Annotated in this window: 22 protein-coding genes; 14 read left to right on the forward strand and 8 right to left on the reverse strand. The window is 50.0% G+C overall.

All coding sequences use genetic code 11. From position 1 onward, the window contains the following. The first annotated feature begins 75 nt into the window (after positions 1-75). A complete protein-coding gene (locus Enr17x_RS14055; protein ID WP_145309710.1) occupies positions 76-909 on the forward strand; it encodes a hypothetical protein in 834 nt (277 codons plus the stop codon). Between the two features lie 191 nt (positions 910-1,100). Here the strand turns inward: Enr17x_RS14055 and Enr17x_RS14060 are convergent, their stop codons facing one another. The 5 genes from Enr17x_RS14060 to Enr17x_RS14080 all read right to left on the reverse strand — a co-directional run bounded on the left by Enr17x_RS14060 (position 1,101) and on the right by Enr17x_RS14080 (position 4,332). Continuing rightward, positions 1,101-1,544, reverse strand: coding sequence for a response regulator (locus tag Enr17x_RS14060; protein ID WP_145309712.1), 444 nt, complete (start codon positions 1,542-1,544; stop codon positions 1,101-1,103). A gap of 212 nt (positions 1,545-1,756) precedes the next feature. Next, a complete protein-coding gene (locus tag Enr17x_RS14065; RefSeq protein WP_145309714.1) occupies positions 1,757-2,563 on the reverse strand; it encodes a DUF2071 domain-containing protein in 807 nt (268 codons plus the stop codon). A gap of 36 nt (positions 2,564-2,599) precedes the next feature. Then, complete coding sequence (locus tag Enr17x_RS14070; protein ID WP_145309716.1) at positions 2,600-2,797, reverse strand: hypothetical protein; 198 nt, start codon at positions 2,795-2,797, stop codon at positions 2,600-2,602. 186 nt (positions 2,798-2,983) lie between these two features. Next, on the reverse strand, positions 2,984-3,745 hold the full coding sequence (locus Enr17x_RS14075) for a DUF1559 family PulG-like putative transporter (protein WP_145309718.1): 762 nt from the start codon (positions 3,743-3,745) through the stop codon (positions 2,984-2,986). Positions 3,746-4,083: 338 nt separating this feature from the next. Continuing rightward, positions 4,084-4,332 (reverse strand): hypothetical protein, encoded by a 249-nt coding sequence (locus Enr17x_RS14080; protein WP_145309720.1) that lies wholly within the window; start codon positions 4,330-4,332, stop codon positions 4,084-4,086. A gap of 411 nt (positions 4,333-4,743) precedes the next feature. Between Enr17x_RS14080 and Enr17x_RS14085 the strand changes: the two genes are divergently transcribed. From Enr17x_RS14085 to Enr17x_RS14095, 3 genes are all read left to right on the forward strand, one after another. After that, positions 4,744-5,433: a hypothetical protein gene (locus Enr17x_RS14085; RefSeq protein ID WP_145309722.1), complete on the forward strand. Its 690-nt coding sequence runs from the start codon at positions 4,744-4,746 to the stop codon at positions 5,431-5,433. A 132-nt stretch (positions 5,434-5,565) separates the two neighbouring features. Next, positions 5,566-5,814: a histidine kinase gene (locus tag Enr17x_RS14090; RefSeq protein WP_145309725.1), complete on the forward strand. Its 249-nt coding sequence runs from the start codon at positions 5,566-5,568 to the stop codon at positions 5,812-5,814. 98 nt (positions 5,815-5,912) lie between these two features. Beyond that, positions 5,913-6,263, forward strand: coding sequence for a DUF6122 family protein (locus tag Enr17x_RS14095; protein ID WP_145309727.1), 351 nt, complete (start codon positions 5,913-5,915; stop codon positions 6,261-6,263). 3 nt (positions 6,264-6,266) lie between these two features. Here the strand turns inward: Enr17x_RS14095 and Enr17x_RS14100 are convergent, their stop codons facing one another. The 3 genes from Enr17x_RS14100 to Enr17x_RS14110 are packed head-to-tail and all read right to left on the reverse strand — an operon-like array spanning position 6,267 to position 10,652. Continuing rightward, the gene (locus Enr17x_RS14100) at positions 6,267-7,514 is read right to left on the reverse strand and encodes an exo-alpha-sialidase (protein ID WP_145309729.1); all 1,248 of its coding nucleotides are present in this window, start codon (positions 7,512-7,514) and stop codon (positions 6,267-6,269) included. A gap of 13 nt (positions 7,515-7,527) precedes the next feature. Further along, the gene (locus Enr17x_RS14105) at positions 7,528-9,111 is read right to left on the reverse strand and encodes an FAD-dependent oxidoreductase (protein WP_145309731.1); all 1,584 of its coding nucleotides are present in this window, start codon (positions 9,109-9,111) and stop codon (positions 7,528-7,530) included. Then, positions 9,108-10,652, reverse strand: a complete 1,545-nt coding sequence (locus Enr17x_RS14110; RefSeq protein ID WP_145309734.1) for a sodium:solute symporter — start codon at positions 10,650-10,652, stop codon at positions 9,108-9,110. Before Enr17x_RS14110 ends, Enr17x_RS14105 begins: the two co-directional genes overlap by 4 nt. 90 nt (positions 10,653-10,742) lie before the next feature. On the opposite strand from Enr17x_RS14110, the gene Enr17x_RS14115 reads away from it, so the two are divergent. From Enr17x_RS14115 to Enr17x_RS14160, 10 genes are all read left to right on the forward strand, one after another. After that, complete coding sequence (locus Enr17x_RS14115; RefSeq protein ID WP_198001150.1) at positions 10,743-11,483, forward strand: AraC family transcriptional regulator; 741 nt, start codon at positions 10,743-10,745, stop codon at positions 11,481-11,483. Between the two features lie 112 nt (positions 11,484-11,595). After that, positions 11,596-11,985, forward strand: a complete 390-nt coding sequence (locus Enr17x_RS14120; RefSeq protein WP_145309738.1) for a hypothetical protein — start codon at positions 11,596-11,598, stop codon at positions 11,983-11,985. Positions 11,986-12,051: 66 nt separating this feature from the next. Continuing rightward, on the forward strand, positions 12,052-12,546 hold the full coding sequence (locus tag Enr17x_RS14125; protein WP_145309740.1) for a hypothetical protein: 495 nt from the start codon (positions 12,052-12,054) through the stop codon (positions 12,544-12,546). A gap of 93 nt (positions 12,547-12,639) precedes the next feature. Beyond that, a complete protein-coding gene (locus tag Enr17x_RS14130) occupies positions 12,640-12,942 on the forward strand; it encodes a hypothetical protein (protein ID WP_145309742.1) in 303 nt (100 codons plus the stop codon). Further along, a complete protein-coding gene (locus tag Enr17x_RS14135; protein WP_145309744.1) occupies positions 12,939-13,499 on the forward strand; it encodes a hypothetical protein in 561 nt (186 codons plus the stop codon). The genes Enr17x_RS14130 and Enr17x_RS14135 overlap by 4 nt, the downstream gene beginning before the upstream one ends. A 173-nt stretch (positions 13,500-13,672) precedes the next feature. After that, positions 13,673-14,809, forward strand: coding sequence for a hypothetical protein (locus Enr17x_RS14140; protein WP_145309746.1), 1,137 nt, complete (start codon positions 13,673-13,675; stop codon positions 14,807-14,809). A 2-nt stretch (positions 14,810-14,811) separates the two neighbouring features. Next, a complete protein-coding gene (locus Enr17x_RS14145) occupies positions 14,812-15,564 on the forward strand; it encodes a hypothetical protein (protein WP_145309748.1) in 753 nt (250 codons plus the stop codon). A 41-nt stretch (positions 15,565-15,605) separates the two neighbouring features. Then, positions 15,606-16,379 (forward strand): hypothetical protein, encoded by a 774-nt coding sequence (locus Enr17x_RS14150; protein ID WP_145309750.1) that lies wholly within the window; start codon positions 15,606-15,608, stop codon positions 16,377-16,379. A 49-nt stretch (positions 16,380-16,428) separates the two neighbouring features. After that, the gene (locus Enr17x_RS14155; protein ID WP_145309751.1) at positions 16,429-16,962 is read left to right on the forward strand and encodes a hypothetical protein; all 534 of its coding nucleotides are present in this window, start codon (positions 16,429-16,431) and stop codon (positions 16,960-16,962) included. 230 nt (positions 16,963-17,192) lie between these two features. Further along, complete coding sequence (locus Enr17x_RS14160) at positions 17,193-20,267, forward strand: GAF domain-containing protein (protein ID WP_198001151.1); 3,075 nt, start codon at positions 17,193-17,195, stop codon at positions 20,265-20,267. The last annotated feature ends 111 nt before the right edge of the window (positions 20,268-20,378 follow it).

The raw sequence follows: 20,378 nt of genomic DNA on the forward strand, positions 1-20,378 counted from the left end.
AAATCCTGTTTTCGTTGCCCGTCGGCTTTTAATTGGAACGTGGGCGTACAAGTGAAAGGTAAGTGAACTGGCAAGATGGAAAACACTGACAGCAAAAACCCATTACTTGTGACGGACCTTTTGCATCCGCGTGAGATCGAGTTTGATTCGAACTATCCGCGTGAGATGCACCCGAAGGGCTACGTTGAGTTTATCGCTCAACATGGCGTCGGCTCATTCTGTGATGGTCTCTCGGTCCATTCAGCTGGTACCCGAGCTCAATACTGGACCGAAGCGTCGAAATTTGAGTTGCTGGTTGAGGGCATGCAGCAGGGTGGCTGGAAAGACGAAATCATTAATCCAACGGATCTCAAAACCTGTATGGTTATTGCTGGTGATGACAACGGTTATAGCTACGTTACCTGCGAGCGGTTTGGCCCCACGATCTTCGGGTTGCCACATGATGACGATACCGTGTTTCGAGTCGGCGACTCACTCTCTGATTTGTTCGAGTATTACTGTCAGCGACAACATTACTCCTTTCCCTTTTTCGATCCGTGGCCTCATTGCTACCGACGATGCGCCATCGGATTCGTCGTTCCGCCCGATATCGGTTTTGATACGTTACTCAATCGGTTAAATCAGGATTATGGATTGGCTGCCAACAAATCGGCGGCGATTTACGACACGAACTATTTCCAGGACCGCTTTATCCCAGCACTCAGGGCAAAGATCGGCTTTTACTTTTGTGATGATCGTCCTCCTGAATATCGTTTACCGAATGGTTCGATCAGCGTCACAATGATTCTTGATGTAGACTCACTGGACGCGGCTGCCGATTTGAAGAGTTCGCTGACAGGCTCACGCGAATTCGATTCGATTAATTATGGGCAAGGCTGCGTAGAGCATCGTCCTGAAACAACCGCATAAAAAAAGCCGTTAACGGACCATCAGTTCCAGTGACCCCGGCATTCTGCATGGGGAAGAAAATGAAGAATCAAACGACAGGGATAAAAGAATGGGACGAACTTAAGAAGGTGTTTGAAAACTTCGCTGACGAAGCTGAGGATGACAATGTGCTGAATTTGTGACGGATGGCTGGAGAGTCCATCGAATTCGATTCAAACATTAGTCGCACGATTGCGAAGTTTTTCGTGAGTTTGCATATACTGCGCCACTGTATCGATCAGTTCTTCTGAATCGACGGGTTTGGTTAAGTATTCATCACAGCCGGCTTGCATGCATTCATCACGATTGTAAAGGTCATCGTGAGCCGTAATCGCAATGATGGGGATTCTCAGATCCGCTTCACGCAAAATTTTTGTTGCTTCATTGCCATCGAATACCGGAATCTGGATATCCATAAGAATGATATCAAACGGGAGACCGTGATCACGCGCTTCCAAAGCAAGCTCTAATGCGATCTGACCATTGTCAGCAAAGAAAACCTCTGCACCAGCTTGTTTCAAATGGTACGAGATCAGTCTTTGGCTGTCGGGAAAATCCTCCACCAGCAGCACACGACATGCTAAGATCGGCCGTTCTTCTTTTGGTTCATCTTCCATATCAGGTATGAGACCTTCTACTAAGATAAAAATAAATGCAGCAAACCAGATGCCGCCAGAGATTATTAAGCAGAGAGGATATTAAACTATAGGTTACTCTGTTGCCGTCTGCATGGAGGGATTAGACTGAAAAAAGCGAAGTGGCTTTTTGACATATACTCACAGATCTTTATGTTCGAAATGAACCATGTTGTAAATGAAGGGGGCTTAACTCATTTCCTTCCCCTGTCCACAATTCTCGGTGGCAGATAAATTGTGAATTCGGTTTGATTCTGAATCAGGACGCTGTGAATTGGAGGTGCTTCACCTGCTTTGACCATTCCCAGACGTTCGAGCAGTTTGAAGCGGGCGGTTTTTACATGTCCCACTGTTGTCTGCAGGCGGTCGTGCCAGATGGCGTAGGAGCCGATCCTGCCGTCCCGACGGTAGTAAAAGCCTTTTCGTGGGTGTGTCAAAATCACCAGGCCGGTTTCGAGATCGTCAAAGCCAGTGAGCTCTGTTGGAGGCTGACCGGTATCAGTCAGTTCAACTTCGGCGTCGGCCCAGCTGTTGCTGGTTTGCATGCGGTAGGTTGAGTAACACTGAGCGTCAGCGTCGAATGAACAGTCGAATCGAATTCGCGCACGATGCCAGGGCAGCTTCCAGAGATAATGCGGGATGGAAACGGTCCAGGAGTCGAGCGAAGTGCCGATAAACCAGGCAACGTGCTCGCCGGTTTCGGAATCGGTGACGTAAACGCGATAGTTGGTCTGGCCGAAGCGCCACTTCAGCCAAGGCACGTTGACAAAGCGAAAATCCTGATCGACAAATGGCACAACGGAGAGCAACGCCCATTCACGCCCTTCGTGTTCAATGAGATCCAGGTGGAAACGGGGGTGAATTTGCGGCCGGACCAGTTCGGGATCAACCAGACAGGTGATGATGGCGAAGTGAGCGAGCGTGGTGTCGACATCAATACCTCGTGGCGGTTGGCGGCACAGCAGGTCACCGGTAAACGCTAAAGGGATTGTCTGGTTCATTTCGCCGGTGTTTCATTGTTAATGGTTCTTGCCAGCTTAGTCCTTTGTCCCCGAATCAGATTTGGGCAGGTTCAAGACCAGCAACAGAATGACGCCGACCAGGAGTGTGCCAACGCGAAAAATCAACTGGGCGTTATTGCTTGCAGGTCCCTTAAAAAACAGGTACCCGCTCATGAAGATCATCATCAGCGGAATAAACCAACGCATGTTTAAGGGTTGTGGTTCGTCGCTCATATTTATTCCTGTGCCGTTGTGTAAAATCAAGTGCGATCACATGGCTCGTTGCCGCTAGGATTGAATGCGCAGCCGATGAATGATTGAGAATTGTATCGTACCAGCTTATGGGTAGGTTGTCGAATCATTACGGTGCAACGACAGGCTGCCTGTTTTCGCTTTTGAGTCTCTTTTTGAAACAGCCTGTCAAAAGGCATTCGAGGGGACTGGCCCTTTGCCGGTGGGGTTGCTGATGGCTTTGAGGATAACAGGGTCAATATTCTTGTTCAGAAATTTGCCACTGCCGTCTACGAAAATGACAGTCGCTCCTTCACCTGAGGGGCTGCCAAAGCTGTCAGGGCCGCCGTTCAGCCCTTTTGCAGGGTCTCGCATATTTTGGGCTGATCCCCAGGCAGGATAGTTTGCGTTAATTTCTCCCAACAGGATTGTATTTGACGTCCGCCCCGCCGCAGCGATGGCAGCAATCGTGGCATTCTTGTTGATCCCCAGTAGCTGGGAGTTTGCCGCATAGTGAGACAGGGCATAGCCTGCTGGACTTATTTTCGGGGATTGAATATTGGGATTGAGATAAGCGGGGATGCTGGTTTTGAAAACGCGTTCATTTTCCGGATCAGTCCACGGCTTATCATAGTCAATCTGTTCTGCCAGTTCGCGTTGCTCTGTAAAAGGCAGAATGGCTGTCATCCAGCCATGTTGAGGATTTCCCGCCGAGTCGGTTGTACCACCCATCGGCAAATTCGATGCGGCCCCTGAGCTATAATTGATGGTTGCGAGGCCAATCGTTCTGAGATGGTTCACTGCACGTTGTTTCGATGCTGACCGTTGTGATATCATCACGAAAAAAATCGCGAATGTGACAAAAATAACACTGCCCAGCAGTTTGACTTTATGTTCCAGAATCCAAGATTTCGTTGACGGTTTATTGATAGCAGCCACAGGTTCGCTCATTTCAAGTTCCGTTTCTCTTACTGAGATCGAATGCAAGGATCTCAATTCTCAACGAGAATTGCTCCAGGAAAGCAGCCTGTTTTGTTTGATACGCTAAGTCAGTTCGATTTGTTTCATTTTAAGAAAATAATGTCTCTAGACCAGAAGAAAACAGGAATGTCCTGAAAAAGTGTATCATCTGGATGTCCTCTGGCCTTCGGTGGCACCGAATGTGGGAATCGGATGAAAATCCCCAGTTGATCATGGTGCGCTGGTATTATCAGCGGCTTTTTGAGTTAGAAAAAATGACCGGGCAAGACGTCCTGCCCGGTCATTTCAAGGTCGCAAATCTGTTCGAATTAAAGTGCATTCGGGTCAGCGGAAACAGCGCCGATGAGAACGTCTCCATCAATGATCTGGTAATTCCCTCTTTCAATGCAGTTGACGGGTCTGCCAGACTCGTCCAGCAGGAAGCGGGTATCGTCTTCGACTTCATAAAAGCCGACTCTCAGATCGTACTCGTGACGGACTTTCTTGTAGCTGGTAATATTGATCGTTTCCCCTGCATCCGTTACAGCAGTAAACGCCTTATCTTTCCGGACAATCATTCTAATCTCTCTTATCGGTAAATCTTTACAAATTAAGTTGATATGTGTGATGTGATAAAGTGCCTGCTGGCAAGACTTAGAAAAATTGTGTTGCCTCTTATTAATAGCTTACTATCGACATGAACACCGGGTGAAATTAGTTCAATATGGGGGAAATCCCCCAGTCGCGGTGGCTAGCCTTGATAGATTTGCTGTAACCGGTGTATTTGTTGCGGCTTGCGTAATGTGAACTCGATGTAGCAAAGCTGTTACCAGAAAGAGACTTATCCCTCCTGACTCCTCAGTTTGGAAAATCGTTTTCGAGTGCTGCGTAAATGTTACAATGGATCACAGGTATGCCAGAAATGAATTCGCCCGCTGGCGTCATACGATGGCTCGCGGTTCTGCACCCAAACCAATTCAGGTGTGTGTATGACACAGGTCGCTTCCCATTCGGATCAGATGCATGAGTTCCGCCTGCCCGCTCCCGGGACAGCGGTGCTGTCAATAATCGGTTATTCACTGGGAGTGGGACTGCTGGTGATTGTTCTTCGGAATCTGATGCAGGCTCAGCAGATTCCTTTTTTGACAGTACTGGCAAGTCTCTGCTGGCTGATGCTGGTGGTGACAGTGATTGCCTTGAATTTGAAGTTCGAAGGGGGCGTTCGTCAATATTTTGTCAATCGACTTGGTGTATTCTCGCGACATCATTTTGTACGTGTAGTCCCTGCTCTGCAAAACGGGGAGCGACTCCAGATTGGTTACACGCTATTCGGTCGGGATTTTTATTATCTGCAAGTCGCGACGAATTTGATCGAATCGGTCGACTGGCGCACGGGACAGGCGACGGCACTCAGCGGTTCTGATCAAAATGACTGGCATGTGGTGCTCTGGTATCACATGCCTTTAGAACAGCTTGCACAGCCGATTGCTGGTTATCGTGATGATGGATTATATTTGATCGGTCATGTTGGGCCAAAAGATACCATTACAGAGTTTGGAACCGGGTTTGTCCGCTTTCTGCAGAAGGCGGGCGTAGAACTGGTTCCCGGTAAGGATGATTGTGAATACGTCATTCCTGCGCGTCGTGAAGTCTTGCTCCAAAACGATGAGAGCGCGTGAAAAAGGTAGAGCTGCCTCTATCGCGTTCAGAGTCTCTAATTGACAGTTGGTTTCTGTCTGATACCATCAATATAACTGAGTCATAGAACATCCTGATTTATGACAGGATTTAAATATAAGGAGCTTTCAACGATGATCAGTACCGCCGAAATCAGCATGTATCCGCTCCAGGAAAACTATAAACCCCTGATCAAGGAATTCATTGCTAAACTGCAGAGTTATTCCGATCTGCGAGTGACATCAGGTTCGACGTCGACCTATGTTGTAGGAGACTACGATCGATTGATGGACTGCATGACCGAAATGATGCGCTGGAGCCATGAAGAACAGGGCAAAGGCGTGTTTGTCGTCAAGTTCCTGCCCGGGTATGATGCAAAGTAGTTTATTCTTAGGTGAGTCCTCATTCGCCATTTGGGACCGTAAAGCTCAAGAGATTATCGATTTCATAAAGTAAACCGATTTAAGGATTCACTGAGAGAATGGAAGCTGTACCAGATGTCGTGCGACATCTGATTCATTATTCGTGTCACCTGCTCGTTCCGTTTCTGATTGCGCGGCTGTTCTGGAAAGAACACTGGGTACAGGCGGGGCTGATTATGCTGGCGACGATGCTGATCGACGTCGATCACCTGCTGGCCGATCCGATCTTTGATCCACACCGCTGCAGTCTCGGCTTTCATCCCTTGCATACCTGGTGGGCGGCCGCCGTGTATGCCGCCTTGCTGTTGATTCCCTCCTGGCGCTGGCGGGCGGTCGCCGTCGGCTGCTTGTGGCATCTGGCAACCGACGGGATTGACTGTCTGCTCGGCGGGCATTGTCTGTTCTGCTGATCTTCAGCTATCGTTATCTTTCAGTAAGGCATCAATATCAGACAGTTTCACGCGAAACATTTCGGTCTGGACCTTATTTCGCGAGAAGGCGATGTAGAGATAACCGTCGTGCTCGATGACGTGTGGATACTGCAGACTGGCGATGCCGGCACTGAATTTCTTTTTGAGAGTGGTAACTGCTTCGGGTAACTCTGCTGGTGAGGGGATTTCCAGCTTTGCCAGGCGTGTAAATATTTTATTGTCCGGGCTGACCGCCAGATAGAGTTCGCGGCGGTTAACGGCGGGATGTGCGTTGAGCACGAGCACTCGATAGCCGTGACTGGTTGAGAGTGAAAACAGCTTGCTGCTGGCGTTGGGGAAATTGGAGAGGACCGGGGGAGCCCAGGTACGGCCTTCGTCCTTCGAGGTTGAGAAGAACAACCGTTGTGAGCCACCGTTATCACGGAAGAGTGCATACAGGCTGTTGTCGGGCAGGACCCAGAAAATCGGTTCATCAGGTCGGAATCCTTTGACCTGTTTGACGCCGACAACGGGGAAAGACTGCCAGTCATTGAGTGCTTTCACGCCGCCAATGAGCACGCTGACATTGAATCGAGAATCGCGGCGGGTCAGGATCCAGTTATCCGAAGGAAGTTTTTGTGGCGGGAAATTGTTAATCGCATTGTCGTACAACTTTCCCTCGAAAACCCATTTGTCCTGTGCGGGTTCCCAGCGATAGGCGACCAGTTCCAGGTGTTTTTTGTCGGGGGGACCGAAGGCACCGTGGCCCTGGTACTTTGCTGCCAGTGCCAGCAGTTTCCCCTCGCGAATCCAGAGGCCGCGGGCGATAAAGGCGTGTGGCTTTTCAGGCGTGCCGGTGACCGACTTTGCTTTGCTCCAGTGCAGGCCATCGTCACTGGTCGCATATTTAATTTCCTGTGTCGGTTCGTCTTCGATCCGCGGACCATCGCTCCAGATGCACCAGAATTTGCCGTCGTGATAGATCAGATAATTGTGCAGGTTGAGTCGCAAGTCGTGCAGATCGACTTTGTCTGATTTTTTGGGATAAGGACCGAGGGCCGCAGGATTGATGATGGCATGCTGACCCTTGAGGACAGGCAGTTTTGAATAATCGATGGCACTTGTATCGGTGCCCGAACCGGGGAGAATGAGAACCGGAACCGGAGACTTAGCTTTGTCGGCAGCATAGGTGGGGGCGAGCAAAAACAAGAGTGTCAAGATTGTGAACATTGCTTGAACGTCGTTTCTCATGAGTCGGGTTCCTTTATTGGGAAATCACAGGCTGATGTTTCAGGATCTGGCCGTCATGGACCAGTTGGGTTTGTAATTCTTGGATCGGGACGTTTCGCAGGCGGCATTGATGTTGCATTGCCAGATGTGCGGCGACGCCAGCGGCCTGCCCGAGCGCCATCCACGTCGGTTCCATACGAATGGAAGAAAACGCGACGTGTGTAGTGGAAGCGGCGACGGGCACGATCAGTCCATCAATCGTTTGCGGAATCATGATCCGATACGGGATTTCATAAGGCCGCGTGATGTGATCGAGCATACCGAGATAGCCTTCGAGCACGATCGTATCACCCGGTTGTTGCTTGCGACAGGGAAAACTGTCGATCGGAAATTCTCCGATGGCGATCGTATCGGGAAACGGTTCTGTTTCACTCGCGTCAATCCCCTGCTCTGGTTGATGCGTAATGTGACGTTCGGTGAGCGTGAATTCCCCCACCAGCCGGCGTGCCTCGCGGATATAAAGCTGGTATGGAAAATGGCCATTGTCGGTGAATTCATCTTTCGGCAGATGATATTGTAGAGCGAGTTCCCGTTGATCGGCGGGAATCTGTTCGTCGTGTTGCAGAAACCAGAGCAGGCCGAGCGTCAGATTGCGAATGCGTGTGCAGATAGCGTCGCGGGTCGCGACATCGCCGGTCACATAGTCGCGGTTTTCTTCGGGAAACGGAAAGCCGAGCGGACGTGGATTGATATTTACGTCGGTTTTCTGATTCGGCAATGGTGTGACACTCAGCGCCCGAACCAATGTATTAAAGTGAGCCGGTTCATAACCGCGGCCCGGTTTGAAGGAGGTCGGTCCTGCCAGTCGTCCCGCGGCGAGATCGTCGAAGTATCCCAGATAATGGGCACGGTCGTAATCAGCGGGCGGCTCGGTCAGCGGGGCCGCATTCGCGGGATTGGTCGTCAAACTGAGGCGATAGGTGTAGGCGGGCAGCCGATCGTCCCCCCTGCCCGTGCTGTCGGGAAGAAAGGTCTGCTGCTGGTAGTCGAAATAGATTTTACCGGCGTGCGGTTCGTGGAACTCATCGCGGGCTTCGCGTCCCAAGCGAAATGCGGCACCAGCGGCAGCGAGCAAATCGCCTTCGTAGGTCGCGTCGATAAAGGTCTGGGCCTGGATGCTTTTTTGTTCGCCCATTTCGTATTCAGAAACAGTGATTTCCGTCAGTCGGTGTTCGATGGTCGTTGCGGAGTGCAGCCGGTGGTTTTTGAGCAGCGTAATTTGCGATTCGGTTGCCAACATTTCTTTGAAAATCGTTTCAGCCACCGATGGTTCGAAATAGTAGCCGTTCTGACAGAGGGATGCATTTTCCGAATCGGGTCCATATTGGTTGAGATAATATTGGTGGATGCGGCTTGTGAATTCCTGGAACAGGCCGCCGATCAGATCGCGCCGTTCGACGTCACTTTTGCCGAGACCACTGGTCGACATGCCGCCGATGTGGGGCTGTGGTTCGATCAACAATACAGAGCGTCCCAATCGGGCCGCTGCGATGGCTGCTGCGATGCCGCCGGGTGTGCCGCCCAAAATTGCGATGTCGGTCTGCAGTGCTGCGTTCATGGTTGCTCCTTCAGCGTCCAGACCGTTAAGCCGTGCAGTTCACGTGGATTGGCTCCGCGGAAGAGGCTCACGGCAACCGCGATGAAGATAAACGCCAGATTGACGAGAATTCCGACCCAGTAGGAATGAATAGGTAGCGTCCAGTGATTCGGCAGCCAGCCACCGGTGCTGAGACCGAGATAGAGATTGACGACAATCGCGCCGGCCAGACCGATGATAGCAGCGGTATTATCAATGCGGCGGGTGAAGAAGCCGAGCATAAACAGGCCTAGCAGACAGCCGCCGAAGACGGACGCGATGATCCAGCTCAGGTCGTTCATACTCTCCTTTTCGATGGAACTGAAGAAAATCGCACCCGCGATCATCAAGGCTGAAGCAAGGATAGCGATTGCGCGTGCCATCCGCAGATAGAAGCGATCATCGCGGCCCGGCGCGAGCCAGGGTTTGAGTAAGTCGACAGTCATGACGGTCGAAATCGAGTTGATCGAAGAATCGAGGCTCGACATGGCGGCGGCCATCACGCCGGAAATCACCAGACCGGCCAGTCCCGCGGGAACCTGCGTCAGGATAAACCAGGGAAAGATTTCGTCTGCCTGGAGATCTTTGACGGCGGGATCGGGATGGATCTGATAGAAGACGAAAACGCAGGTGCCGATCAGGAAGAAAAAGGACCAGGTGAAAACGGCGAGAATCGAATATAGGGTGGTCGCTTTGCGGGCTTCTCGAAGACTGCGGGCGGCGATGAAGCGCTGGACGACGTTCTGGTCGCTGGAGTAAATTGTGAGCCAGTTGATGATGCCTAACAGTGCGACGGTCCAGAAGGTGCGTTCGGTGAGATTGAAGTCGAACGAGCCGACGTTGAATTTGCCTTGGGCCGAGCCGACTTCGAAGACCTGCCCCAGTCCGCCGGGAAGTTGTAGCATGATGATCGTGAAACAGAGGATGCCGCCCAGCCAGAGAACGATGGTTTGAATGACGTCGGTCCAGATGACAGCTTCGATACCGCCGGCGATAGTGTAGAACGAGATGAAGATACCCACGCCTATGATGACCAGCCGAATGTCCCAGCCGGTGAGCAGGCTGACGGGGATCGAAACCAGAAACAGGACCTTCCCCAGGCGGATCAGTTGCAGCAAGATGAAGCTGAGTGTGCCATACAGTCGTGGGACGGTGCCGAAACGATCGCCCAGATATTCGAACGCGCTGGTCGTATTGCCGCGACGGAAAAACGGGATGAAAACAATGATCGCCAGCACGGCAACCAGTGGCAGTGTCAGGTTGGAAATCAACTGGCGCCAGTCGAGTGCGTAGGCCGCGGCCGGGAATGCCAGAAAGGTGACGGAGCTGATCGACGTGCCTAACATGGAGAGGCCAATGGCCCAGCCGGGAAAGTTGCGATCGCCCAGAAAATAGTGTTCCGTCGACTGATTGCGACGCGAAAACCAGACCCCCATACCCGCCATCAGCGTCAGGTAGACGACGATCGCTGCCAGATCAAGCGGGCGAAAGTGGACCGAGTTAGCGAGGAGCGCATTTGTCATAATGAATCATCCTAGCGTTCGTCTCACTTGCAAGGAATGTCGGAATCGTTTATTTGTTTGTCAAAAACGATCATTTGGAAAGGTTCTTCTATGGGACAGCCATTGCACTATATATCCAGTAACCGGGTACGCTTTCATCAGGAACTACACCTCCGGCCCCGGCGGGTCAACCATTATCGGTTTCTGTTTGTGGAGACGGGACACGGTGAGTTTCGGATCTCGGGAGAAGAGTTTGAGGTGCAATCCAACTGGCTGGGACTGCTTTCACCCGGTTTGCGAGAGAACCGCTATTCGGATTCGAAGCCGGTTTCGTATCTGTTTGTAGAATTCCAGTCTTCAGAGCGGCTGACGGACCGGCGGGCCGTTGAGTTTGAGGAGCAGGACCCGCAGCGGACGGCTCTGATTGCTTTGTTGAAAACGATCCACGTGCAACGGGGCGACCCGGACGGTTGTCTGCTGGCAGCAGCGGTAAGGCTGATGTTCCCCGAGGTGGTGCAAGACGTCGGTCCCGCGCTCGATGTGCGATTGCAGAAAGTGAAGCGTCTGATCGAAGCCGCCCCGGATCGAAATCATCGGATTTCCGAATTAGCAGAAACAGCGGGACTCTCGGAGCCTCACCTGCGCCGGCTGTTTCGAACACAACTGGGGATGAGTCCGAAACAGTATCTCAGGCGGGCGCGGATGGAGTTTGCGCAGCGGCTGATGCAGCAGGAAGGCCTGCGCGTGGGAGAAGCCGCGCACCTGCTGGGCTTTGCGAGTGTCTTTCAGTTCTCAACCCAATATCGGCAAGTGCTGGGGCATCCCCCTTCGGAGGATCGAGGGGCGGGATAGTGTGAAAATTCCTGGCTTTGCATGTTCTCGCTGCAGACTCAGGGATATTTTGTTAATCTATTTCTTTGTTGTTGTACTCGTGTGGTGATATTTGAAATCAGTTTGGTCTAGCATGCTTAAGAAATTAACCGATGGTTTCATAGTCTTGATCTTCATTCTGCTCTTACCAATCATCGTGCCTGTTTCCCTGATTCAGGCTCAACGTGAAAAGCGACAGATGCGAAAACTGGCGGATCAATTTGTCTGTCTGGAATGTGTTGAAGTCATTGGAGTTGAGGCGCTACGGCTGGCAGATGAACGCTGGTCTGAGATCGTAAAGAAGATCATCGACGAGAATGATTCAGGAACCAGGCTGCGACTGGTTCGATCAATGGATGCGATCTGTCCGCACTGCGGTTGTGTCTATCTCTATCATAAAGCAGATCAAACATTTGTGGTACGGTCTGAGGATCAGGCTTGGAAAAAGTATGAGGAAAGCATGGTTTCCGCAAAAGAGTTATAAATCGAAAGAAGAGAACACAGTTGTTGAATTAGCTCCCCTGCCTGATTTTAAGAAGAGATGTTTTCTATGGAATACGATCTCAGTTATCACGTGACTTGTAAGCTCCAGCAGGAATCAGGTCGTAAGTTGACTATGAAACGGCTGGAGCAGTCATTGACTTATGCTGGATTAATCGAGGGTGTTCCAAACAAAAAGACAAATGACTGGAGAATCGAACATGATCTGCGCAGAGCTGCGCGAGATGGACAGATTGTGGGTGAACCTTATCTCATACCGCCGCAACGTCGAGATTATCTACGTGAACCCGGTGATATGGATGTTCTTCGAGAGCAGAAATCTCATTATCCAAAAGAATGGGAACGCGATCCGGAGTGGTTACCTTTGATTTGCTGTATCGGGTACTTTGAATCGATTAAAGCCGCACGTGATCCCAAGATGGATGGGTCCTGTCTGACCATCGTGTGGTATCAGGATGACTATGCACTGCCGATCAATGACAAAATATTACAAACCTTGAAACAACTGGACTGGGATCGTCTGGCGTTTGATTATGAGTGGTGAATGATGTGTCGGAGTTCTTGAATCAGCCGAAGACGATTAGGAGATTGCTTCGTCTCCGCTCGCAATAGGCTTGCCCCAAGGGAGACTGATATTGTGTTTCAATTCTTCAAATCATTTTATTTGACAGGCAAATATCAGCGCGAAGTATTAGAGTGCCTGGACCACATTTATGATGAATATTTCCCAGGGATTGAACGTGGTCAATCCCTGTTAGACGGGATGTCGGCTGATCTCGCGCTCTTCATATACGGAGATGTCGTACGTCGGGAAGGCGATCGTCTGTTTGTGAAGATTTCCTATTCCATCAAGGAGAAAGCTTGTATTGCAGCACTGGGGACGTTCCACTGTATTTATGAAAATGGTGTTGTTTCCGAGATAACTCGCAAGGATGGATGATGCATTTTACCGAAGAGCAACTGGAACAGATCGCAAAATGGAATCCGATCGATGAGCGATTGGCTGCTTCCGAGTTGGCTGAAGAATGGATTGGGCCGGCCGTTTCGCGTTTAAAAGAATCAGGACTCTGTTATTGTTATATCGTAGAGACTGGCAGTAGCGGAATGAGCAATTATTATGCGATTGCCATTCGTCCTGGGATCGCAAAAGACGAAGCGACTCGCAAGCACCATTTCAAACCCTATGATGGTCCTGGAATCTATGTGTATCTCAGTTTGACGGCTCCGGTGGGGGCAATTGGAACCACGTCAATCATCAGCACGCTGCACCTGTTCGCAGCCGATCCCTTAGAACTCGATTCACTCATTGCTCCTGTTAAGGGAAACAATGAGATGATAGATGCGATCTTAGACGCGTTCGATGATTCGATTTATCAATTTCTCGATCGAGAAGCACTTTCACAACCACTTCCGCCGCACATTACTCCCTATGAATATTGTTTGTGTGATGAGCCCTGGGATCGGGTGTTTCATGTTCTGTTTGCGAATACGGACTGACGGGTCTAGGACGAGAATTGTCTTTCAATGCCCTGGCTACAGCTGCATTTCTGAATGTAGTAAGTTTGGTGCGAGCCCAGTCTGAAGGGATCCATATTGACTTTCCGGTTTGCGGCTGTGATAGTAGACAAACGATATTAAACAAAATCATTGCCTGTCAGGGTCAATTCTGTATGCGAAACATATTCATTTTCTTGATGACGTTTTCACTGATTACGCCGGTGCATTGCCGGGCCTGCATGTGGGACTATGATACGCTCCAGATGGAGCGGCAGCGGTTTCCCTATGCACAGGAATTGATTACCGGTCATTTTCTGAGGCACTCCGATGCGTATTATGAGTGGAGGATTGTGGATCGCAGCAAGAAAAAGCCAGATGAACGCACACCCGCCGAGTACGACGATCTGGCGGTGGCCTATGACAAGCTGGGGCAGCATGAGAAAGCCATTGAAACGATAGAGGAGAAAATCGAACGCTGGTCTGAAGAGCGACGTTATGAATCGGAAGCGAATCTGGGGACGTTTCTGATTCATGCCGGTCGCCTGGAAGAGGGATTGCCGCATATCAATCATGCAATCGAGATGAATCCTGAGGCGCATTTTGGCCGTGAAGTCTATCAAAAGCTACTGGTTGAATATGTCATTCAGAAACGTGCTGCCGGTGTGACCTTGCCTTTAAGTCAGGACTATGGGCCGGGGCCGATCGGCTTTGCTGCATTTCTGGTCAAACAGCAAAAGATTAAGCAAGCAGACGAGGACAAGGAATTTCAGAAAGCGACAAAAGGAATACTGGGGATGATGCGATTCGGGAATTATCGCTCGCCGGTATTGCTGGAAGCATTAGGTGATTTGCTGGTTGCCGTTTACTGGCAGGATGATTCCAAACTACTGGCGGCCCGGGCTTACCTGAAGGCCTCTTATGAAGTCGCGAGTGAACCTGCCAAAACCCTTTATCGTGAGCGAGCGGAACAGATTCTGGATCTACAGGTTGCCAGGAATCTAAATCAACTTGAGGAAGAACTGCAGCAGGAGATCGAACAGGCCGACCAATTCTTTGGAGAAATTGAAGCCGATGAAATCGCCTGGGCTGCGGCCGGAAAAAATTTAGACCGGGAGTACCGAGTAAAGTATTACAAACAACCGATTCTGGAAGTGAGTAACGCGAAGTATCCACAGGATCCGGAAAAAACGATCACCATGATTCTGGTGATCATTGCAGGAAGTTTTGTACTGGCGCTGGTTGCGGCCATCGTGGTCATCTGGAAATGGGGTTGGAAATCACCTCAGTCAAAAAATGAATCAAAGGCGTGAATATGGAAGCTCCTTCCCCACTCATAGAAGTCCCGGCGACGCCGGAGTATGTACTGGCGGTGTTGCTGGATCGGTCGAGGCAGGAATGGGGGGCAAAGGCCCCCATTGAGCCTGTGACGCTAGATTCACCAGTGGATCGACTCTGGGAAGCCTGTGAATTTTTGAATGGTGATGATATCTATTATTCAACGATGGAGTGGTTTGATCTGTGGGGGACAAACTGGTTTGATGCATTTTTTTACACGCAGCTGGAAACGGCCCGGGATTTATGTACTCTGATCGCTTCGCGGGCAACCATGCCTCAAATTACCCTGGTTTCACTTTGCGGAAAGACCTGTCAGCCGGCTTCGGTCTTTCTGGCCGTACGATCTCTTCTTGTGGAAGCGGGGGCCGATGTCCGCGAACTCGCTCCATCAACGTCACTGCATGAGTTTACGAGACGTCATACGGAACTGTTTCTGGGGAAAATATCGATGTTGGGGCCCGGTTCTCTGCCGGATGTTGAGATCGATGATGGGGGAAAGATGCGCGGAGAGTTGCTCAAACTACTCTGGAGCATTCCATTGCTGATTGGATTTATGTTTAAAACTTTGTCCCCTGTTTATTTTACGATTGTTCTGCTGGTCTATCTGGTATTGCTCATCAAATCGTGGTGGGATGAGGAGGCTCCTAATGCCCGGGTCGATTTCGGCGAATTACGCACCTTTCGCGATCTGTCAAATCGGCTTGCCTCGCGTGCCGAGTTTCAATCATGAGTCGTTTGAACGAGCGTGCAATACCTAAATGAGGTTAGCTGATGGTAGAGGATTCAACCATTCTAAAACAATCGGTCACGCCGGAATATGTGCTGGCTGTTTTCAACGACTGGCATCGAATGGATTATGAGGCGAATTATCTGAGAGAGCCGCCAGAACTTTTGACGTTTGAGACGACAATCGAAGACTGGTTGTTTGATGCCGATTTCATTAGTTGGCGGAGCGTGGCACGCTGGTTGAACGAAGTCTGGGAGATTTCGGTCACTGCTCGGGAATGGAAAACGGTTTTGGCACCAATGCGGAAAAAAACTCTGGCAGGAGTCTGTAAATTGATTGCGCAGCATGCGCAGGTTCCGGTCATACGGGAACAAAGCTTTTTTGGAAAACCGTGCCGCCCTGCTTCGGTGTTTCTCACGATTCGCGCAATGCTGCAGGAAGCGGGCGTCGATGTGTCGGAAATTCGGCCCTCCACCTCTCTGGAAGAGTATGCACGGCAGCACTGGGAGCTCTTCTGGGGTGACTTTACCATGCTGGCTCCAGGAGCGTTGCCTCCCTGCCGGTTGGTGAGAACACCCGGCCAGACGCTGGAAACAGCCTGCATTACGATCGGTGCTGATATGTTCTTACTGGGACTGATCTTAGGGATGATCGATTCCCTGATTCTGGTTTTTCCTTTGATCCTTTGTCCGCTGTTACTCGTTCGTATCTTCTGTTTCCCCGCATTGGGGCCAACATATATTTATTTTGGTGACCTGAAGACCTTCCGCGATCTGTCGGAAACGATCGCCGTTCATGAAGCGGCACGAATCTGCTAAACTCGATAACACTCCAGAACTCGGACCTTTTCCATAGGACACAGGACTGATGAAAAAAGAAGAAATCGCCTTTATCGGCTGTCGACTGCTGGGGCTGTATTTTATTGTAAATGCAATTTATGCCGTCTCTTCCTTTACCTTGTTCTTTGCTTTCTGGAAAACGGGACAGGTCGAGCGCACGTTTCCTGAATCCAGTCTGATCTATTACCAGCTGGTGCCGTTTGTGTTTTATGTGCTCTCCGGTTGTCTGCTCTGGTTCGGGGCAGCGAAGATTGTGAATCATCTTCTGCCGGAAACCACGATCGACAATGGGCTGAGTTCCATGACCGCACTGCAGGTACAGTCGGTGATCTTTTCCGGGATTGGGATTCTGGTATTGTCGTTGACGGTTCCTGAAGTGGGAAGTGTTCTGTTTCAGATGACGCAGTGGGAAAATATGAGTTATCTCTCTCAGATGCCGATAGAATTCAAGGCACAGATCTTTGGACTGTGTTGCAAACTGATTGTGGGCCTGTTTCTGCTGTTCGGCTCAAAAGGTCTGAGCAGCCTGCTCGTTCGTCTGAGAGCCGCGAAATTGAATTGAAGCAGATTGTTGTCGAGGTGCAAGTGACATACCTCCATCTGGAGACAGTCCGTTGAACTCATTTCATAAAAGGGAGCCAATTGCTATTGGACTATATGCGCCTGAAGCTAAAATAATATACAAGACTACGCGAAATTGGGAGAATTCAAATTCGTGAGAAATTCCCAATATGAATGATCAAGTGGAAGACAGTTTCGTCTATCTCAATGATAAAACGGGAACATAGATTCATGGGGCAAAACGGCATTGAGTTTTTTGCACAACAGCAGACATTCCAAGCCTTGCCCGATATCAAAATTATTCTGGAATTGATCAGCAAAGGCGGCTCCCTCCGGGAGACCCTGACAACTCTGGTTGAATATATTGAAGCAAACAGTGAAGATTTGGTTTGCTCCATTCTGTTACTCGATGATGAAAACCGACTCCGGCACGGCGCTGCTCCCAATCTTCCGGAAGACTATATTCGAAGTATTGATGGCACAAAAATTGGCCCGAACGAGGGCTCGTGTGGTGCTGCCGCCTCTCGAAATCAACAGATTATTGTCACAGATATTGCCACAGACCCATTGTGGAAAAACTACAAAAAACTGGCGTTAAAGCACGACCTGCGTGCCTGCTGGTCGGCGCCGATCCGTTCGTCGACGGGATCGGTACTGGGTACGTTTGCAATCTACTACCACAAACCTTGTCAGCCGAGTGAATTTCACAAGCAACTGATCGAGCAGGCCGTTTATCTGGCAGCGATCGCCATTGAGCATTCCCGATTTGAAGAGAACCTGCATAAAAGCGAGCAGGAGTCGCGTCAATTACGCGTTCAGTTGACTGAGGCGATTGAATCTCTCACTGAAGGGTTTGCGCTGTATGATGCCGAAGACCGGCTGGTGATGTGCAATTCCAAATACCGTGAGTTTTATAACGAGAGTGCCGACCTGCTGTATCCCGGCCAGCGGTTTGAAGATCATATCCGAATCTCCGCTTACCGAGGCCAGGTTGCAGAGGCGGTGGGACGCGAAGAAGAATGGATTCAGGAAAGATTATCACAACACAAGAATCCAGAGGGGAGCTATCGGCAAAAACTGGGGAACGGACACTGGCTGCTGATTTCAGAACAAAAGACGGCTGAAGGGGGAGTTGCAGGGGTTCGAACTGAGATCACTCAGCAAGTATTATACGAACAGGAATTGCGCGCGTCTCTTAATCTGATTGAATCCATTCGCAGTCTACTGTCACATTACATAGCCGATTCAAATCCTGACAAAGTATTTGAAGACCTGTTACAGACATTGCTGAGTATCTCAGACAGCGAATTTGGTTTCATTGGAGAGGTCCTGCAGACAGAAGCCGGATCAGCCCGTTTAAAAACACGGGCGATGATGAAAACAATCCAGAAGGACGAATCGCAGCAACTTCAGTCAGACCAGTCCTCCCCGGAACAGGAGTATTGTATTCCGGAAACTCTGTTTGAACACATCCTGGCCACGGGAGAAGCGGTCATTTCCAATCAGCCGGCAGAAGATCCGCGACTGAGTGGATTCTCGCCCCGTTATTCGGACAGTGGGCTGAATTCTTTTCTGGGGCTTCCGATCTATTCTCAGGGGGAGCTGATTGGGGTGGCAGGTATTGCGAATCGGTCATCCGGGTACGACGAAAAACAGGTTGCTTTTTTAAAACCACTTCTGGTGACCGGCGGGACATTATTAAGCGCCTATCGGAATGAGATCATTCGCAAAAAGAACGAAAGTGCCTTGCGAATTTCGGAAGAACGTTTTTCAAAGGTTTTTCACCTGAATCCTATGGGAAAGGTGATTCTCAATTTGAACACCGCAAAACTGATCGATGTGAATGAGGCCTTTCTGAAAAGCACTCAGTATGCCCGCGCTGAGGTCGTTGGAAAAACTCTGAATGAAATCAACTTGTATGTGAATCCTGAGTACTGGGATGAAATCGTGAGAATCGTGCGTCAGCAAGGGATGGTATATGATCAGGAATCCACGTTGCGGATTAAAAACGGTGAAAAACGATCCTGTCAATGCTCTGCCTTCCTGATCGAGATTGCAGAGGAACCATTGCTATTAGTGATGTTTAAGGATGTCACGGAACAGCGACAGGCCAAGGAACTGAACCGGCAGCTGCAGATTCAACTTCAGCATAGTCAGAAAATGAAAGCCATCGGGCAACTGGCGACTGGCGTGGCACACGAGTTCAATAATATTCTCGTGGGAATCAATTTGAATGCAGAACTGTTATTGTTGGCGTCGGAAGACCGATTTTCCGAAGAGTTTCGGGGGCCATTAAACGATATTGTAAAATCTGGAGAACGGGCTGCTGAGCTGGTAAAGCAGATGCTTGCATTCGGAAGGAAGAGAGAACCGAATACTTCCTGGATTGATCTGAATGCGATGCTGTCAGCAAAAAAGAACATTCTTCAGCGGATTCTCGGCAAAACGATCACTCTCAAACTGGACTTAGACCCGGATACAGTGCCTGCCTGGGCGGATGAAGCCGAGGTCGAACAGGCGCTCATGAATCTGGTTGTGAACGCGCGCGATGCGATGGCCACAGGTGGTACCCTTACCATTAGTACTCAAAATGTTGTTTTTTCCGAGGACCATGTTTCCAACGAATACGGCACGCTCCCCGGTTCTTATTCTCGGCTGTCGGTTAAGGACACTGGCTGTGGGATGTCACCCGAAACGGTAGAGCAGATCTTTGAACCTTTCTTCACGACCAAACCTGCAGATATGGGAACCGGACTGGGGCTTTCAACCGTATTCAGAGATATTTCTAATAACGGCGGATTTATCTCGGTTGAGAGCCAGTTGGGTGAGGGAACCGAGTTTCGGATTTACTTGCCTCAAGATCAAGGGAACGTCGTTACAGAAAAAAATGGGGAGACCGCCTCTTCTCAGAATCTTACTGTGGGAGGAACAGAGACCATTCTTGTCTGCGATGATGAAGAAATGGTACTTTCCGTTGTAGCTTCACTGCTGGAAGCGCTAGGTTATTCTGTTGTCAAAGCATGCGGACCCCGAGAAGCAATTCGGATCGCCACCTCGCATCTCGGGACAATATCATTGTTGTTAACCGATTTTAATATGCCGGAAATGAATGGCCAGCAACTGGCACAACAGATAGTACAATTGGATCCTCAGATCAAAGTCATCTATTTATCTGGCATGGCAGAGGACATTCTTGAATCGACCGAAGGAAAACATCTCGAAGTGGTTCAGAAACCGGTCAAGTTGGGGATTCTGTCTCAGAAAATTCGAACGGTTCTGGATAGCTGTGACAGTGTCAAGAAGTGAATTGAAAATCGTAACTCAGGCAGGAAGCGGCACGTTACGGCTCTGTTTTTCACTGCGTCCTGCGAACGAACCTGCGTTCCATCAGAATTGTCATCCGTTTATTCTGGGTGA

Source organism: Gimesia fumaroli (assembly GCF_007754425.1).
Classification (GTDB): Bacteria; Planctomycetota; Planctomycetia; order Planctomycetales; family Planctomycetaceae; genus Gimesia; species Gimesia fumaroli.

Coding starts and splice junctions, on each gene's coding strand:
- Enr17x_RS14145 (WP_145309748.1), top strand. CDS start 14,812: ATGGAAGCTCCTTCCCCACTCATAGAAGTCCCGGCGACGCCGGAGTAT.
- Enr17x_RS14115 (WP_198001150.1), top strand. CDS start 10,743: ATGGGACAGCCATTGCACTATATATCCAGTAACCGGGTACGCTTTCAT.
- Enr17x_RS14060 (WP_145309712.1), bottom strand. CDS start 1,544: ATGGAAGATGAACCAAAAGAAGAACGGCCGATCTTAGCATGTCGTGTG.
- Enr17x_RS14085 (WP_145309722.1), top strand. CDS start 4,744: ATGACACAGGTCGCTTCCCATTCGGATCAGATGCATGAGTTCCGCCTG.
- Enr17x_RS14160 (WP_198001151.1), top strand. CDS start 17,193: ATGGGGCAAAACGGCATTGAGTTTTTTGCACAACAGCAGACATTCCAA.
- Enr17x_RS14065 (WP_145309714.1), bottom strand. CDS start 2,563: ATGAACCAGACAATCCCTTTAGCGTTTACCGGTGACCTGCTGTGCCGC.
- Enr17x_RS14140 (WP_145309746.1), top strand. CDS start 13,673: ATGCGAAACATATTCATTTTCTTGATGACGTTTTCACTGATTACGCCG.
- Enr17x_RS14075 (WP_145309718.1), bottom strand. CDS start 3,745: ATGAGCGAACCTGTGGCTGCTATCAATAAACCGTCAACGAAATCTTGG.
- Enr17x_RS14080 (WP_145309720.1), bottom strand. CDS start 4,332: ATGATTGTCCGGAAAGATAAGGCGTTTACTGCTGTAACGGATGCAGGG.
- Enr17x_RS14125 (WP_145309740.1), top strand. CDS start 12,052: ATGGAATACGATCTCAGTTATCACGTGACTTGTAAGCTCCAGCAGGAA.
- Enr17x_RS14150 (WP_145309750.1), top strand. CDS start 15,606: ATGGTAGAGGATTCAACCATTCTAAAACAATCGGTCACGCCGGAATAT.
- Enr17x_RS14095 (WP_145309727.1), top strand. CDS start 5,913: ATGGAAGCTGTACCAGATGTCGTGCGACATCTGATTCATTATTCGTGT.
- Enr17x_RS14110 (WP_145309734.1), bottom strand. CDS start 10,652: ATGACAAATGCGCTCCTCGCTAACTCGGTCCACTTTCGCCCGCTTGAT.
- Enr17x_RS14100 (WP_145309729.1), bottom strand. CDS start 7,514: ATGAGAAACGACGTTCAAGCAATGTTCACAATCTTGACACTCTTGTTT.
- Enr17x_RS14135 (WP_145309744.1), top strand. CDS start 12,939: ATGATGCATTTTACCGAAGAGCAACTGGAACAGATCGCAAAATGGAAT.
- Enr17x_RS14105 (WP_145309731.1), bottom strand. CDS start 9,111: ATGAACGCAGCACTGCAGACCGACATCGCAATTTTGGGCGGCACACCC.
- Enr17x_RS14090 (WP_145309725.1), top strand. CDS start 5,566: ATGATCAGTACCGCCGAAATCAGCATGTATCCGCTCCAGGAAAACTAT.
- Enr17x_RS14070 (WP_145309716.1), bottom strand. CDS start 2,797: ATGAGCGACGAACCACAACCCTTAAACATGCGTTGGTTTATTCCGCTG.
- Enr17x_RS14155 (WP_145309751.1), top strand. CDS start 16,429: ATGAAAAAAGAAGAAATCGCCTTTATCGGCTGTCGACTGCTGGGGCTG.
- Enr17x_RS14055 (WP_145309710.1), top strand. CDS start 76: ATGGAAAACACTGACAGCAAAAACCCATTACTTGTGACGGACCTTTTG.
- Enr17x_RS14120 (WP_145309738.1), top strand. CDS start 11,596: ATGCTTAAGAAATTAACCGATGGTTTCATAGTCTTGATCTTCATTCTG.